Here is a 13,393-nt window from a genome sequence, read left to right as displayed (position 1 = left end):
ACGCGATTTCTTGTCCGAAAAGTCTGCCAACTTTTCGGGAAAGCGCTCTAGGACACGACCATGTTTCGACTGACACACTATCTGCGCGAGATTGCCAATCCGACCCCGCTCGGTCCGCATCGGGAGCCGCCGGGACCGGTGGTGATCTGGAACCTGGTGCGACGCTGCAATCTGAAGTGCAAGCACTGCTATTCGATCTCGGGCGACGTCGATTTCCCGGGTGAGCTGAATACCGACGAAGTCTACACCGTGATGGACGACCTCAAGGGCTTCCGCGTCCCGGTGCTGATCCTGTCGGGCGGCGAGCCGCTGTTGCGGCCCGATATCTACGACATTTCCGCGCGCGCCAAGGGCATGGGCTTCTACACCGCGCTGTCGACCAACGGCACGCTGATCGACGAGCCGGTCGCCGACAAGGTGGCCGGGATCGGTTACGACTATGTCGGCATCTCGCTCGACGGTATCGGCGCGGTGCATGACGCCTTCCGCGGCATGGAAGGAGCGTTCGACGCCTCGCTTGCCGCCGTGCGCCATCTGCACAAGCGTGGCGTCAAAGTCGGCCTGCGCTTCACCATGACAGACGACAACGCGGCGAACCTGGAAGAACTGCTCGACCTGTGCGTCGAGGAAGAGGTCGACAAGATCTACCTGTCGCACCTCGTCTATGCCGGGCGCGGCAACAAGAACCGTGGCGACGATGCGCGCATCGAGACGACGCGCGCCAAGATGGAAACGCTGATCGAGCGGGCCTGGGCCGATGTCGAGGCGGGTTCGAGCCGCGAATACGTCACCGGTAACAACGATGCCGACGCGGTCTTCCTGCTCAACTGGGTGCGCCGTCGGTTCCCGGAGAGCGAAGCGCATCTGACCGAGTTGCTGACCCGCTGGGGCGGCAATTCATCGGGCGTGCACATCTCCAATATCGACAATCTCGGCAACGTCCATCCCGACACGATGTGGTGGCACTTCGACCTCGGCAACGTGAAGGAACGGCCGTTCTCGGAGATCTGGACCGATACCAGCAACCCGGTCTTTGCCGGCCTGAAACAGCGGCCGCGCGCGGTCGAGGGGCGCTGCGGCGCCTGCAAATATCTCAACATCTGCGGTGGCAACACGCGGGTGAGGGCGCTTCAGGTGTCCGGCAATCCGTGGGCCGAAGATCCCGCCTGTTACATGACCGACGAAGAGATCGGTCTCGATGCGCCGTCCGAGCGCCTCGTCGTGACCCCGTTCAGAGGAGTACGTCATGAAGCGCGTCATCGGGCTTCTTAGTGTCGCAATCGCCGCATTCGCGGTAACGCCCGCGACGGCTTCCGACAGCGCTGTCGATGTCGATGCGCTGTACACCAAGCATTGTGTGGAATGCCACGGCCCGACGCGGCTCGGCGGTATCGGGCCCGCGCTGATCCCGGAAACGCTGAAGCGGCTGAAGCCCGACGATCTGGCGCTTGCGATCCGCGAGGGGCGTCCGGCGACGCAGATGCCGGCGTTTGGCGAGGAGATCGACGAGGCGGGCATTGCCGCGCTGGTCGAACGTATCCGCACGCCGCTTGCCGAGATACCGCCCTGGGGCCCGGAAGAAATCGCAGCGACGCGCGAAATGAACCCGGACTACAAGCCCGCCGACAAGCCGGTGTTCACCTCCGATCCGATGAACCTGTTCATCGTGGTCGAAACGGGCGATCATCATGCGACCGTGCTCGATGGCGACACGTTCGAGCCGTTGACCCGCTTCCCGACGCCCTATGTCGTCCATGGCGGACCGAAATTCACCTCCGACGGGCGCTATGTGTTCTTCATGTCGCGCGACGGCTGGGTGATGAAGTACGACATCTGGTCACTGCAGGAAGTCGGCCGGGTGCGCGGCGCGATCAACTCGCGCAACATCGCGCTCTCCCATGACGGCAAACACATCGCGTTGGCGAATTACCTGCCGCACAGCCTGGTGCTGTTGAGCACGGAAGACCTGACGCTGGAGAAGATCATCCCGGCTGTCGGCGCCGACGGCAAGTCGTCCCGCGTCAGTGCCGTCTATCAGGCGCCGCCGCGCAAGAGCTTCATTCTGGCGCTCAAGGATCTGCCGGAAGTCTGGGAAGTGTTCTACGGCGAGGATCCGCCGTTCTACGGCTTCGTTCATGACTATCGCACCGAAGGGCCGCCCAAGCAGACCGATCCCTTCCCGGTTCGCCGTATCAAGCTCGACGACTATCTCGACGACTTCTTCTTCGATCAGGCCTACGAGCATCTGATCGGCGCGGCGCGGAACGGCAAGAACGGCCAGGTCGTCGACATGGTGATCGGTCGGAAGGTGGCCGATATCGACCTGACTGGCCTGCCGCATCTCGGCTCGGGAATCTCGTGGAAGGTCGGCGATCAGACGGTGATGGCGACGCCGCATTTGCGCGAGAGCTCGATCAGCATCATCGACATGAAAACGTGGAAGACGATCAAGCGGCTCGAGACGCTGGGGCCGGGCTTCTTCATGCGCAGCCACGAGAAGTCGCGCTACGCCTGGGCGGATGTGTTCTTTGGTCCGAACCGGGACGCGATGCACATCATCGACAAGGAGAAGCTCGAAATCGTCAAGACGCTGAAGCCGGAACCGGGCCGCGTCGCGGCGCATGTCGAGTTCGACCGCGACGGCAGCCACGCCATCGTCTCCATCTGGGAGGACGACGGGGCGATCCTGATCTACGACGCCAAGACGCTCGAGATCGTCAAGCGGCTTCCGATGAAGAAGCCGTCGGGCAAGTACAACGTCTTCAACAAGATCACGTTCGAGGAGGGAACAAGTCACTGAGCAGGGCTTGCCAAGCAGGACTTGCCAAGTACGACCGGCGGGCGCGATACGGGTGGTTGCGTCCGCGTTTGAGGTTTCGGGGCGGAATACGAGGCCAATGTCCGCGCTGCCAGGGGGCAGGCGGGCGCAAGAAAGGGAAGATCGGCCATGATGATGGTTGCCGACAAACTGGAATTTCCCGCAACCGGAGATCCGATGATCGATGAAGATCACGCGGAGTTCGCCGAAATGGTGGTCAAGTTCGAAACCCTCGCGGACGACGAACTGGCGCCGACGATGGATGCGCTCGCCAAGCATCTGGCGGAGCATTTCGCCCGCGAAGAGAAACTGATGACGAAGACCGGCTTCCCGGCCTATGTGATCCACAAGGGAGAGCATGAGCGCGTGCTGAACTGGGTCGCCTCGATCAAGGTGCAATTGCGTGCCGGCGATGTGGCCGCCGTTCGCGAGTTCCTGGCAAAGGACGTACGCGAGTGGTTCGTCACCCATGCCGCAACGATGGATACGGCAACCGCGAACTGGGCGCGCAACCGGGTTCTGGCCTACTGATCGCCTGCCTCAGGCGGTCTCTCGTGAAATGAGCGGCGGCATGTCGTGCCGTCGCGGTGTCACTGTTCGGTTCATATCGCGTCCGAACGGAGCCTCCCGCCTCTCGTCAAACGGCGTGTCGACCGCACCGGACGGCGTCAGGCTGGCCGTTTTCTTCCGGGCGGAAATTGCGCCAATTGCCGGCAAGTTCTGTTTGGACAGCGCGCAGAAAATATGACAAAAGGAGCGCGCTTGACGCCGTCGTTCTGACCGCGCAGTGCCGCCCGTTCAGGGCATCAGGCCGGTATAGCTCAGCTGGTAGAGCACCTGATTTGTAATCAGGGGGTCGCGGGTTCGAATCCTGCTGCCGGCACCAACAATCTCAATAAGTTATGCGTTTTCTATCGTCCGGGAATTTGTCTTAGGTAGCACGGCGGTAGCACCAGAAGCATTTTCGTGCGCCCATGTGAACTGTGTCTAGGCAGGTGGTTGCTCGTTTAAGAAATCCGCAAGGGAGCAATCATCGAAGTGACCGATACGCTGGTTTGGCGAATATGGATTCGTTTCAGTGTTTTGGTCGGTTTAACTGGACGATGGCATTAGCTAACCGATCGGTCGACAAATAGTGCGGGCTGTGTGGCCGGCGATTGCCTGAACATTGTTCCCTCGATGCACGGAACGACATTCCAGCCCGACACGTTTCGAATTGCGCGCGCAGGTGAGTCTGTCGACGAAATGCGGCACGCGCTTAACGGTTGACCGCATCTCTTAATGCGTGTGCAATGCTTGCGGTTCATCCAAAGGTGGGAGGGTGATATGCGCAGTATGGGCATCGCTGTTGCGGGAGCTGCGTTCCTCGCAGTCGCGCCATCATCGTTCGCTGCTGACCGAGCGGGTGTACTCATCGGTAAGTCCGAAATGGATGCGATAGCGTGTCTCGGGGCTCCGTCGTTTATGAAAGAGTATGGCCCGGATACGCTCATTGTTTGGCAGGGTATGCGCGCCGGTCGCGGTGGAATGCTTCTTCACAACCCGAACCCGTATGCTCCTTCAACTTTTGTCGGCGCACGCGATGAGACGTGTCAGGTTACCGCGAAAGTCAGGGGTGGGCGCATCGTTGCAGCCAGTTCAAAGTCGGGTGGGAAAATCCTGTTCAACTTCCAATGTGGGCGGATGCTTAGCGCGTGTGAGTAGACGTGTACGCTCCCGATCCCAAATGCGACTTGTGGCACGTTAACGGTTCGGGGGTGCGGACCTGCCTACCTGGTAAACTAATAGTGTCCGTCTGGTGCAACTGTCGTGGGTGAACAAGTGAGTCGCGCAGTTGCATATTCCGGACCGTGAGCGTTTGTTCCGTTGCTGTTATTGGGGTCACAGTTGCGTGGGTCGGACTGTGGCGACGATTTTTCGGACTGTTGTTTTTTCTGTGACCATCGGGCGAACGTTTTTTTTGCCGGTTGATTGGTGAGGTTGCAGGCGTGCTCGGTGAGGCGGTATTCCGTCGCAATGCGGTCTTTTCGGCTAAACGCCGATGGCGTCGTAATTTCCACGAAGCCTTTGGCGATGAGTTCCTTGAGGGATCGGCTGACGGTGCTCTTGTCGCAATTTGCGGCGATGGCTAAGCGGCGAACTGAAGCGCCAATCATGCCGTTGTTGGTGCCGTTGTAGAGGCGCCCAAGCTCGGTATAGACGACCCGGGTTGCGGGTTTGAGCGATTTCCAAGCTTCGGTGCGCATCATCCATTCGTGCAAGCGCACGTGTTTTGTGTCGCGACGGGAGCGTCCCGCCCTGGGTTTCGGCTTTCCCATTCGCCAGCATCTCCGCTGAGTTGGGAGGGCGGAGCCATTGCCCCACCTTCGTTGCTGCGTCAAATGCGTTCCGGCAATCCCTCAAGGGCTGCCAACGCGTCATGGCTGATAGTCGGGATTAGGTTGCGGCAGAGCCGGATGAGGGCTTTTCGGGTGCGGAAGTACCCACGAGCCTCGAAGCGCGGCTGGCCGCGCTTCTCTCCCCGTTTCTGCTGCAATATCCACTGGATGCCATCGCGGCAGGCAATGACGCGCCAGTTCGGATCTATGTTGATGGCAACGCCACGATAGTTGCTATCGCACTCGCGATGGCTTGAGGCTGCATTCATCCTGCCCGCTCCTTCGCCGAAACGGCTTTGACCACTTCGACTGGCGTTCGTAAGACATAACGACCGTGGTTACCGGGAAATGGGCCACTGTGTTTTTCTCGGATGGTCTCGATTTCGAGTCCGCACTTGCGGAGTTGGTGTACGTATTCGGACCATCGGGGAGCGGGTCTTTCGATTGGCGTGATACCCTGCGCTCCGGCGTCAATGAGGTGATGGAGCGTCCAAGCAAGCCGGCCGTTTACGGTGACTGAGCGGGAAGGGTCGGCCTTCGTCCTGACGGTAATTTTGACAATGGCGGTTCTCATCGCTGGGCCTCCGTGCCAAACGCCAGTTCGGCCATGCGGTTTGCCAGCGACGGCGACACGCGCCAACGCGTAGCGATCCGGGAACCGGCTTGCGTCAGGGGAACTGAGGGGTGATGAAGCTCTGCCCATTCGAACAAAGGCAAAGCTCCGCCGTTGCGCCGCGAAGGGCGCCTGTGATACATTTTCATGTGATTATTTTCCTTTAGCCGGTCTGCGTCGCGCGGCCGGCCTCTTTTTTGTTCGGGCTACGCCGCGTTATGCGAGGTCGACTCGCGACGGCAGGATGCTACCCACGCCTCAAGGTCAGTTCGGGCATACCGCACCTGATGGCCGACCTTGATGTATGCCGGGCCGGAGCCGGACATGCGCCATTTCGAAAGCGTTGATTGCGTCGAGCCGAGGTACTCTGCGGCTGCGGAGGGATTGAGAAGTTCATTCGTCATTTCATGGTCCTTGTAATGAGACGTTGGTGACGAGGTCAGCGCGCTGCTGTCCGTCTCGGAGCATGATGACTCAAGGTGCCGCCGCGTTGGCGGGGTACAAAAAGAAAAAAGTGCGCTCGATTTATACCCCGGTGCCCGAAGCGCCTTCGTGTTAGGTCCTTGCAGGCCGATTGAGCAAGGCCTTTCTTACCGTCTCTCCCGCTGGGAAGTCTCGGCTTTGAGTAAGTTCGAATGCCTTGAATACTCGCTGGATGAACCTCACAAATGGTCCGCCGCGTTCTTCGCTTCCGTCTACGACGGTCGAGGTCCCAGCATCTCTTTCGAAATGCTTCTCGTAAATGCGCGCGAGGTGCCAGACCATTTCCCGGGTGGATGAGCCATCGGCGTCAAGAAGTGGCGTCTTCGTCCAGCCTTCCCGGTCAATCTGTTTCAACCTTTCGTTTCCGTAGTCGACGAGCCGGTCAAGCGCGGTAATCAGCTCAGTCATTGACGCGCAAATGTCCGGCTCCCCGGATGGGCGGACGCGAGTCCGGTGTGCGAGTTCGTCGGATGATGGGCGCCCGTCATCATCGGTGGGGAGAGGTTCGCTGCCGATGGTTTTGGGCCACTGGAACCCAGAAAAGGGCGGCAGGCACTCGCTCAGGACTTCGACCGCATCAATTGCGTCGTCCCTGCGAAGGGCTTCCATGAGGCCTTCGGCCTTCTTCGTAATTGTTTCTATGCTCTTGTATTGTCGGCGATAATATGAGGTGTTTCCGGTCTTCTCCAGCAACGTTTGACGTATCTCTAAGCCGTCGAGGGCATCCCATAGCGCAACATAATCCAAGTTGGCAGGTATGTTTCTCTCACCGACGGCATTACAGATGGATGAGACAATATCTTCCGCGCCTTCGTTCAATTTCCGACATTTTTTGCCCGTCTTTGGGTCAAGGTAGGAGATAGTGCTTGGCTTGGGCGTGTAAGGGTTCTCTTCCGTTCCCATGTCAATGCCTCCCCGCCTTGTCCAGCGGCACTACGTCGGCTGTGCCCGCGCCTCTCATTGTTCTGTCAATTGATGAGGCTACGCGGTCGGAAAGGTCGCGGACTGGGTCAATCATTCGGCTGACGTAGCGATTGGACATTGCGAGCGTGCGATGTCCGAGTAAGTCGCGCACCAAAAGCGCATTGGCGCCGAATGAGGCTGCCATCGTCGCGGCTGTGTGTCTTAAGTCGTGGAGTCGCGTGTTTTTCAGCCCTGCGGTCTCGCAGGCGCGCCGCCAAACTTTTAAGATTGCCTTATAGTCGAGCGGATTGTCGCCGCTGCGTCCCGGGATGACGTGGGATCCCATACGGGGCGAGTTTGCTAGAAACTCCAATGCCGCAGCGCTGAGCGGTGCGGTTCGGTCTCCGGTCTTGGTGTCGACCAAATGGGCCACCCGTTGTTCGAAATCGACTTGCTCCCATGTCAGATTTCGCACTTCGCCAATGCGCCATCCCGTTAGGGCCGCGATGCGAATTGCCAAGATGGCGTGGGGATTAGCTCCGTCTTTTTCGCTTTGGGCGAGGGCGCGTCCAAGCCGCTCAATTTCATCTGGAGAGAGAACCCGTTCGCGGGCAACTTCCCGGTATTTCCTGACATGCCTGCAAGGGTTCGAACCATCGGCTCGCCAGCCCCAAAGCTCAGCGAGATTGAAGGCTTTCGAAAGAAGCGCGACGCATCGGTTTGCGACGTAGGGGGTGGCGTGAAGAGACCGATGAAGTTTGATGATTTCATCACGGGAAACGTCGCGAACACGTCGCGTAGAGAACGCAGGTAACAAGTGCAGCTTTATGAGGCGAGCGTCTTCCGTGACTGATGAGGCCTTCTTGTAGACGGTGGCATGTTCTGAGAGGTAGCGGACAAAAAGGTCTGACATGCGCGGTGCTTCGCGCTGTTCGCGTTTGGCTGCTGCGGGATCGTCACCCCGCGCGGCGTTGGCGGATAACTCTTTTGCCTGCTGTCTCGCATGGTCTGGCGTGAGGGCGCCATACGTTCCGATGGTCACCTTGCGAACCCGGCCGCGCCGGCCGCCCGAGGTACGGTATTGAAAGATGAAGGCTTTCCGCCCACTCGGATATACACGCAAGCCGAACCCGGGAATTTCGTCATCCCACACGATAAATTCGGCATCGCTTGCCTTTGCCGCGTCCACGGTTCGTTTGGTGAGTTTCGGCATTGTGTGTGCTACCGCGTTAAGTCTCCGGTAGCACCACGGTAGCACCGGAACGGCAAACAGGGAAGCTCATCGGAATCGGATGGAGCGATAACAAACAGAAATTAAAAAGAAAAAATGCTTCCCGGAGTTTAGGCGCCTTTGCCGGAAATTGATTCCAGACTGATTTGTAATCAGGGGGTCGCGGGTTCGAATCCTGCTGCCGGCACCATTTTATTAATCTATTGAATTCGTTTAGTAAAAACCGTTGCTGCGGGCCTTTCTCCGGCGTCCAAGAGGTGTTCCGATCTTCGCGTTTGGGCACAAAAAGGGCACAGTTAATGACCTTCGCTCTGCCGATCGGTCGGAGCCTGACGAGCGTTTACGGTGGAATTGCCGGGTAGGCAACGCCACGCGTTGGCTTGATCCGCCGCCGCTGCAAAATCGGGGCGCCGCTTGCTGCTGAGTTCACTTCAACGAAAACGTCGACGGTTCGTCGTGTTTTGTTTGTTGCGGAAAAAAGCAGTCGGTCTGCGGGTTTATTTGACCTGCAGATTCTTGTGCCCTAATACCCTTGGCGATTTCGTTTCAAAAAAATCATCAATGTTGCGCGTGCGCAACTATTGAACGTTGTTAAAGCTAGTTAATCGGATTTCATTAGGTGAGACTGCTTTCGGTGGCGCTGTTTGCGGGAAAGTAAAACACAAAGGTACAATTGCCGCTGCAGTTTTTGTTTTGTGGTGGAGTTATGGCGCGGACGCTTATCGGTCAACTTATTCTTCGGCTCCGGTCGGAGGGGCACGGCGAAGCCAGGAAGGTCATGACCACGATGCAGCAGGTGGAGGCCGCTGCAAAGCGCCTGGGCACCACCGGTGCGGTTTCGTGGGGCGTTGGCTTTCAGCGCAATCTCGACAAGCTTAAATTGGCTGGACAGGATATGGCCGCGGTTCAGAACTCCTGGATCGCGATGCATGACTCGATCAAGCAGCGGAACCTTAAGGGCGCGCTTGCCAAGTCCGAGATTTCCAACTGGAAAACGCAGACGCTTTCGCACCTTGCTCAAGCCCGTGTCGGGTTCTCGCAGCAGCTGGGCGCAATCGAGAAACGCGCCAAGTCGCACGGCATGCGCATGCGGGACTATCTGAAACCGGCACTCGTCATGGCCGGGACCTATACGCTGCCGTACTTCGGCGGGATGCTTGGACGTGAGGCGTTGACTGCCAGTTCGGAACGCCGCCGCGAGATTTTCCGGCAGCAGACGGCCAACATTCCATCGCGAGCGCAAGACAAGATTTTCGATCAGGCGGAAGCCCTGTCGATCCGTTACCCGTCGGTTCCGGTAACCGCTGCGATGGAAATGGCTCGCAATGCATACACCCTCATGGGTGATGCTGAACGGACAAACGCCGTCCTCGAAAAGATGGTGCAGTCGTTTGTCGCGCTTCAGAGCGCCAAAGGCGCTGAGGCTGCGGTCTCCCAGCTCGTCGGGCTGCTGCGTGGCCTCGATAACCTCGGTCTGAACAAGGGAGGCCAGCTTGGGATCGATCAGGTTACGGGGTTGATCGAGGCGGCAACAAAAGCGGCGCAAGTCGATCCCGATTTCGATGCAGGGGCGTTCTTCCCCTTTGCGCGGCGAACAAAGGTCGCTGGCCCGGCGCTTTCACCCGATTTTCTCGCCCGTGCGTCCGTCTACATGCAGGACATGGGGCCAGATACGGCAGGCAATGCACTGGCCATGGCGTTCAAAGCGTTCGTGCTTGAAGCGGTCGGCTCTGCCGGCGGCAAGCGCTACTTGGCGGAACGGAACCGCATAGGCATCCGTGGCGAACATGGGCTCGTCGACAAGGAGATGTTCGGCGCGAACCCTGATCAGTGGGTGTTGAAATACCTGATCCCGGCGCTGAAGAAAGACGGCGTCGACCTGAGCAACGACACAGCGGTCGCCGCGGCCGTCGGCAAGCTTTCTGGCAACACCAATGCCACGGCGTTCCTCACCCGTATCGTCACCCAGCGAGAACAGATCGCGCGATGGCTGAGTTTGATGGAATCAGCCATGGGAACCGACGCCGCCGACAAGGCGCGCTTCAACGATCCGTTCGTGGCGTGGGGCGGGTTCAAGGGGGCGCTTTCCAACCTATCGGCATCACTGGTGCCAATCGACGGGATCGCAGCCGGGCTGAACAAGCTGGCCGACGGCATCAACAGCTTGGCTTCCGTCGCGCAGGAAAACCCCCTGCTCACTTCGCTCGGGATCGGCGCGGCCGGTTACGGCACGTGGAAGGGGGGCAAATGGGCTGTCGGGAAAGCGGCGGATGCCTTCGGCCTGAAGTCGTCGGCACTGGCGCTTGATGGCTCCGCGGCGGCGCTGACCCGCGCGGCGGTTGCCCTTGGCGGCTCCGGCGTCGTAGACGGCGGTGTTGCAGGCGGTGCTGCAGGGAAAGCCACCAAAGCTGGCGGCGGTTGGGCATCGATCGGGAAGAGCACGGCATTGGTCGCGGCGCGCTTGTCGCTGCCAGTGGCCCTTACGGCGGCGGGGTATGCATCTTCGCAGGAGAAGAAGAGCCAGGCGTGGCACGATCCGCGGGGTTACCTCGCGCAGTTCGGCAAGACGCCGCGCAACCCGGTCGAGGAGGATTTCTTCCGGGAAGCGGCGCAGCGTATCGCCGACGGCATGGCGCCCGCACGTGCGCGCGAAGGGCTCGATCAGAAGCTGCACATGTACCGGACGGATCCGGAGATGCAGCGGCGGCTTTCCGAGGCGTATGTGGGCCAGGAGTTCGGCCGGGCGGCGCGGCGCGCTGCGTACGATCGGTTGGAGCGGCTGCATTTCGGCAACGCCATGTACGGCAAGGCGCCGGTCCCGATGAACAAGCCGGGCGTGCTGTCCGATCCGTTCGTTGGCGTGCCGACGTCCAGCTACAGCGCCATGAATGCCCCGCGCATGTGGCATATGCTCGCCAATGCGCCGAGCGCCAAGCCGTCGGTCGATATGGCCGACGTCGAGACCGCCAAGTCGGAAGCTGTGAGCGCCGGGTCGGAGATGCAGCAGGCGCTCGGGATCACGGCGACCCCGAAGGTGGACACCACCTCGATCGACAACGCCATTTCGAAAGCCCGGCAGTTGAACACCGCGCTCGGTCAGGCGGCTGCCGCCGCATCGCGCGCAGAAGCAAATGTCGGCGTGCAGCTCCGGCGTAGCCTTTCCGACTAGGGGGCGCCGTGAATGATCGTTCTCGACACTCTCGCGACGCTTGCGGGCGCTGTGGTTGGTTCACGATCTCCACGCGGCTAAGCGCCAACCAGCACGCGTTTCCCGGTCGTGGGCAGTCGAAGCCCGAACAGCTCAAGAACGACCGGCTGCGCAAGGAGGTCGCCAAGCTCAAGGCGGAGCACGGCATCCTAGAAAACGTCGCAGCCTTCTTCGCGAGGGGAGCTGTATGAAGTTCGCTTTCGTCGCGAAGCACCGGAACATCTGGCCAGTGGCACGACTTTGCGAAGCGCCGGATAGGTCCCGGTCGGGGGTCGATGCCTGGCTCAACCGCAGCCCAGCGCTCGTCCCCGGTAAGGAAGGCTCTGGTGACAGCGATCGATCGCAGCTGCAAGAGCAGCGACCGAACGTATGGCGCTCTCCGCGTCGGGCTCGACGTGCTAGCCGAGGGTGTGCCCTGCAGCCTGCATCGCGTTGAGAGGCTCATGCGCCAGAACGGGTTGCGCGCTCGATCGCGGCGACGTGGGTTGCCGAAGATGCCGGCGAGCGATCAGCAGTGTCGGACAATCTGCTCGATAGCGCCTTCGAGTCATCGGCGCCGAACCAGAAGCGGGGGGCGACTTCACCTACATCTGGACCGTTGAAGGATGGCTCTATGTTTTTGCCGTAATGGACCTGTTCTCCAAACGTGTTGTTGGTTGGGCTACAAAAGCGGAGGTGGCGGCCCAGCTCGTGACCGCCGCCCTCATCGTGGCGATCTGGCGAAGATGCTGACCGGATCGTCTGCTGCATCACAGCAACCAAGGCAGTCAATACACGAACGAACAGTTCCAGCGCCTGATGACCGATCACGCATCACCTGTTCGATGAGCCGGTCGGCGAATGCCCGGGACAATGCAGTGATGGAGAACTGCTTCTCGTATCTCAAGTCCGAATGCACCGCTCGGAAAGTCCACAGGACGAGGGATGATGCCGGGGCCGAGTTGTTCGATTTCACTGAGCGCTTCCACACCCCCCGGCGACGCTACTCGACACTGGGCAACATGAGCGCTATCGAGTTCGAGGAACAAGCTGAGCTAGATTGACGGCGTGTCCTCGAAACCGGCAGCAGCTCTGTTTTTCGATATTTTTGTTGCGGTTGGCCCACGCTCTCCGAACGCCGGGTCCAGTCGGTTGCGGTTGGCCCACGAACTCCAAGCGGCTAAGCTCGGCTTCCAGCCGAGCCGTTTGAACTCGTCGTTGCGGTTGGCCCACGATCTCCAAGCGGCTAAGCTTCCGCGCAAGACATACGCGCCACCCGCTATGTTGCGGTTGGCCCACGATCTCCAAGCGGCTAAGCTTCAATGGTTCTGCTGTTCCCGAATGCATCCGTTGCGGTTGGCCCACGATCTCCAAGCGGCTAAGCTCCAAGAACACTTTCAACCGGTGCTATCTCGTTGCGGTTGGCCCACGATCTCCAAGCGGCTAAGCTGCCGGATCCGATTTCGAGCTGACCGCATTCGTTGCGGTTGGCCCACGATCTCCAAGCGGCTAAGCTCAACGCCGAAACGGTGATGCGGATTTACGGTTGCGGTTGGCCCACGATCTCCAAGCGGCTAAGCTTGGGCGATGGAACACGAGTGGAACTCTCTTGTTGCGGTTGGCCCACGATCTCCAAGCGGCTAAGCTTTAGCCGCGTGCCACCTCCGCCCGTCCGGCGTTGCGGTTGGCCCACGATCTCCAAGCGGCTAAGCTGCCGGGCTTTGGCTCCAGCGTCGCGACGCGGTTGCGGTTGGCCCACGATCTCCAAGCGGCTAAGCTG

Annotated in this window: 10 protein-coding genes, 2 tRNA genes, 1 pseudogene and 1 CRISPR repeat array (1 of these 14 cut by a window edge); of the genes and pseudogenes, 7 read left to right on the top strand and 6 right to left on the bottom strand. The window is 59.9% G+C overall.

Translation table 11 applies throughout. From position 1 onward, the window contains the following. The first annotated feature begins 60 nt into the window (after positions 1-60). The 4 genes from nirJ (at position 61) to C0606_11190 (ending at position 3,704) form a co-directional block, all read left to right on the top strand. The gene (nirJ, locus tag C0606_11205) at positions 61-1,272 is read left to right on the top strand and encodes a heme d1 biosynthesis radical SAM protein NirJ (GenBank protein PLX37075.1); all 1,212 of its coding nucleotides are present in this window, start codon (positions 61-63) and stop codon (positions 1,270-1,272) included. After that, complete coding sequence (locus tag C0606_11200) at positions 1,247-2,800, top strand: cytochrome C oxidase Cbb3 (GenBank protein PLX37074.1); 1,554 nt, start codon at positions 1,247-1,249, stop codon at positions 2,798-2,800. The genes nirJ and C0606_11200 overlap by 26 nt, the downstream gene beginning before the upstream one ends. A gap of 147 nt (positions 2,801-2,947) precedes the next feature. Continuing rightward, positions 2,948-3,349, top strand: coding sequence for a hemerythrin (locus tag C0606_11195; GenBank protein ID PLX37073.1), 402 nt, complete (start codon positions 2,948-2,950; stop codon positions 3,347-3,349). A 279-nt stretch (positions 3,350-3,628) separates the two neighbouring features. After that, a tRNA-Thr gene (locus C0606_11190) sits at positions 3,629-3,704 on the top strand. Positions 3,705-4,599: 895 nt separating this feature from the next. Here C0606_11190 and C0606_11185 read toward each other — a convergent pair. The 6 genes from C0606_11185 to C0606_11160 all read right to left on the bottom strand — a co-directional run bounded on the left by C0606_11185 (position 4,600) and on the right by C0606_11160 (position 8,408). Continuing rightward, positions 4,600-5,136: a hypothetical protein gene (locus C0606_11185; protein PLX37072.1), complete on the bottom strand. Its 537-nt coding sequence runs from the start codon at positions 5,134-5,136 to the stop codon at positions 4,600-4,602. 59 nt (positions 5,137-5,195) lie between these two features. Next, positions 5,196-5,465, bottom strand: coding sequence for a hypothetical protein (locus C0606_11180; GenBank protein PLX37071.1), 270 nt, complete (start codon positions 5,463-5,465; stop codon positions 5,196-5,198). Further along, complete coding sequence (locus C0606_11175) at positions 5,462-5,770, bottom strand: hypothetical protein (GenBank protein PLX37070.1); 309 nt, start codon at positions 5,768-5,770, stop codon at positions 5,462-5,464. Before C0606_11175 ends, C0606_11180 begins: the two co-directional genes overlap by 4 nt. A 245-nt stretch (positions 5,771-6,015) precedes the next feature. Beyond that, positions 6,016-6,213 (bottom strand): hypothetical protein, encoded by a 198-nt coding sequence (locus tag C0606_11170; GenBank protein ID PLX37069.1) that lies wholly within the window; start codon positions 6,211-6,213, stop codon positions 6,016-6,018. Positions 6,214-6,364: 151 nt separating this feature from the next. Continuing rightward, positions 6,365-7,195, bottom strand: coding sequence for a hypothetical protein (locus C0606_11165; protein PLX37068.1), 831 nt, complete (start codon positions 7,193-7,195; stop codon positions 6,365-6,367). Position 7,196: 1 nt separating this feature from the next. Continuing rightward, positions 7,197-8,408: an integrase gene (locus C0606_11160; protein PLX37067.1), complete on the bottom strand. Its 1,212-nt coding sequence runs from the start codon at positions 8,406-8,408 to the stop codon at positions 7,197-7,199. 140 nt (positions 8,409-8,548) lie between these two features. Between C0606_11160 and C0606_11155 the strand changes: the two genes are divergently transcribed. The 3 genes and pseudogenes from C0606_11155 to C0606_11145 all read left to right on the top strand — a co-directional run bounded on the left by C0606_11155 (position 8,549) and on the right by C0606_11145 (position 12,677). Then, positions 8,549-8,616, top strand: a tRNA-Ser gene (locus C0606_11155). Between the two features lie 588 nt (positions 8,617-9,204). Further along, positions 9,205-11,595, top strand: coding sequence for a hypothetical protein (locus tag C0606_11150; protein PLX37066.1), 2,391 nt, complete (start codon positions 9,205-9,207; stop codon positions 11,593-11,595). Positions 11,596-11,672: 77 nt separating this feature from the next. Beyond that, positions 11,673-12,677 (top strand): annotated as a pseudogene (locus C0606_11145) (IS3 family transposase). Positions 12,678-12,764: 87 nt separating this feature from the next. Continuing rightward, positions 12,765-13,393: a CRISPR direct-repeat array (repeat unit 26 nt; unit sequence GTTGCGGTTGGCCCACGATCTCCAAG) (it continues 778 nt past the right edge of the window).

The sequence above is a fragment of the Hyphomicrobiales bacterium genome (assembly GCA_002869065.1).
In the GTDB taxonomy this organism is placed as follows: domain Bacteria; phylum Pseudomonadota; class Alphaproteobacteria; order Rhizobiales; family Rhodobiaceae; genus Rhodobium.
This window is presented reverse-complemented; position numbering and strand designations above follow the sequence as displayed.

What these genes read in the sequence shown, in the direction of transcription:
- C0606_11185 (PLX37072.1), bottom strand. Translation starts at nt 5,136, where the DNA reads ATGGGAAAGCCGAAACCCAGGGCGGGACGCTCCCGTCGCGACACAAAA.
- C0606_11165 (PLX37068.1), bottom strand. Translation starts at nt 7,195, where the DNA reads ATGGGAACGGAAGAGAACCCTTACACGCCCAAGCCAAGCACTATCTCC.
- C0606_11180 (PLX37071.1), bottom strand. Translation starts at nt 5,465, where the DNA reads ATGAATGCAGCCTCAAGCCATCGCGAGTGCGATAGCAACTATCGTGGC.
- C0606_11170 (PLX37069.1), bottom strand. Translation starts at nt 6,213, where the DNA reads ATGACGAATGAACTTCTCAATCCCTCCGCAGCCGCAGAGTACCTCGGC.
- C0606_11175 (PLX37070.1), bottom strand. Translation starts at nt 5,770, where the DNA reads ATGAGAACCGCCATTGTCAAAATTACCGTCAGGACGAAGGCCGACCCT.
- C0606_11160 (PLX37067.1), bottom strand. Translation starts at nt 8,408, where the DNA reads ATGCCGAAACTCACCAAACGAACCGTGGACGCGGCAAAGGCAAGCGAT.
- C0606_11200 (PLX37074.1), top strand. Translation starts at nt 1,247, where the DNA reads ATGAAGCGCGTCATCGGGCTTCTTAGTGTCGCAATCGCCGCATTCGCG.
- nirJ (PLX37075.1), top strand. Translation starts at nt 61, where the DNA reads ATGTTTCGACTGACACACTATCTGCGCGAGATTGCCAATCCGACCCCG.
- C0606_11150 (PLX37066.1), top strand. Translation starts at nt 9,205, where the DNA reads ATGACCACGATGCAGCAGGTGGAGGCCGCTGCAAAGCGCCTGGGCACC.
- C0606_11195 (PLX37073.1), top strand. Translation starts at nt 2,948, where the DNA reads ATGATGATGGTTGCCGACAAACTGGAATTTCCCGCAACCGGAGATCCG.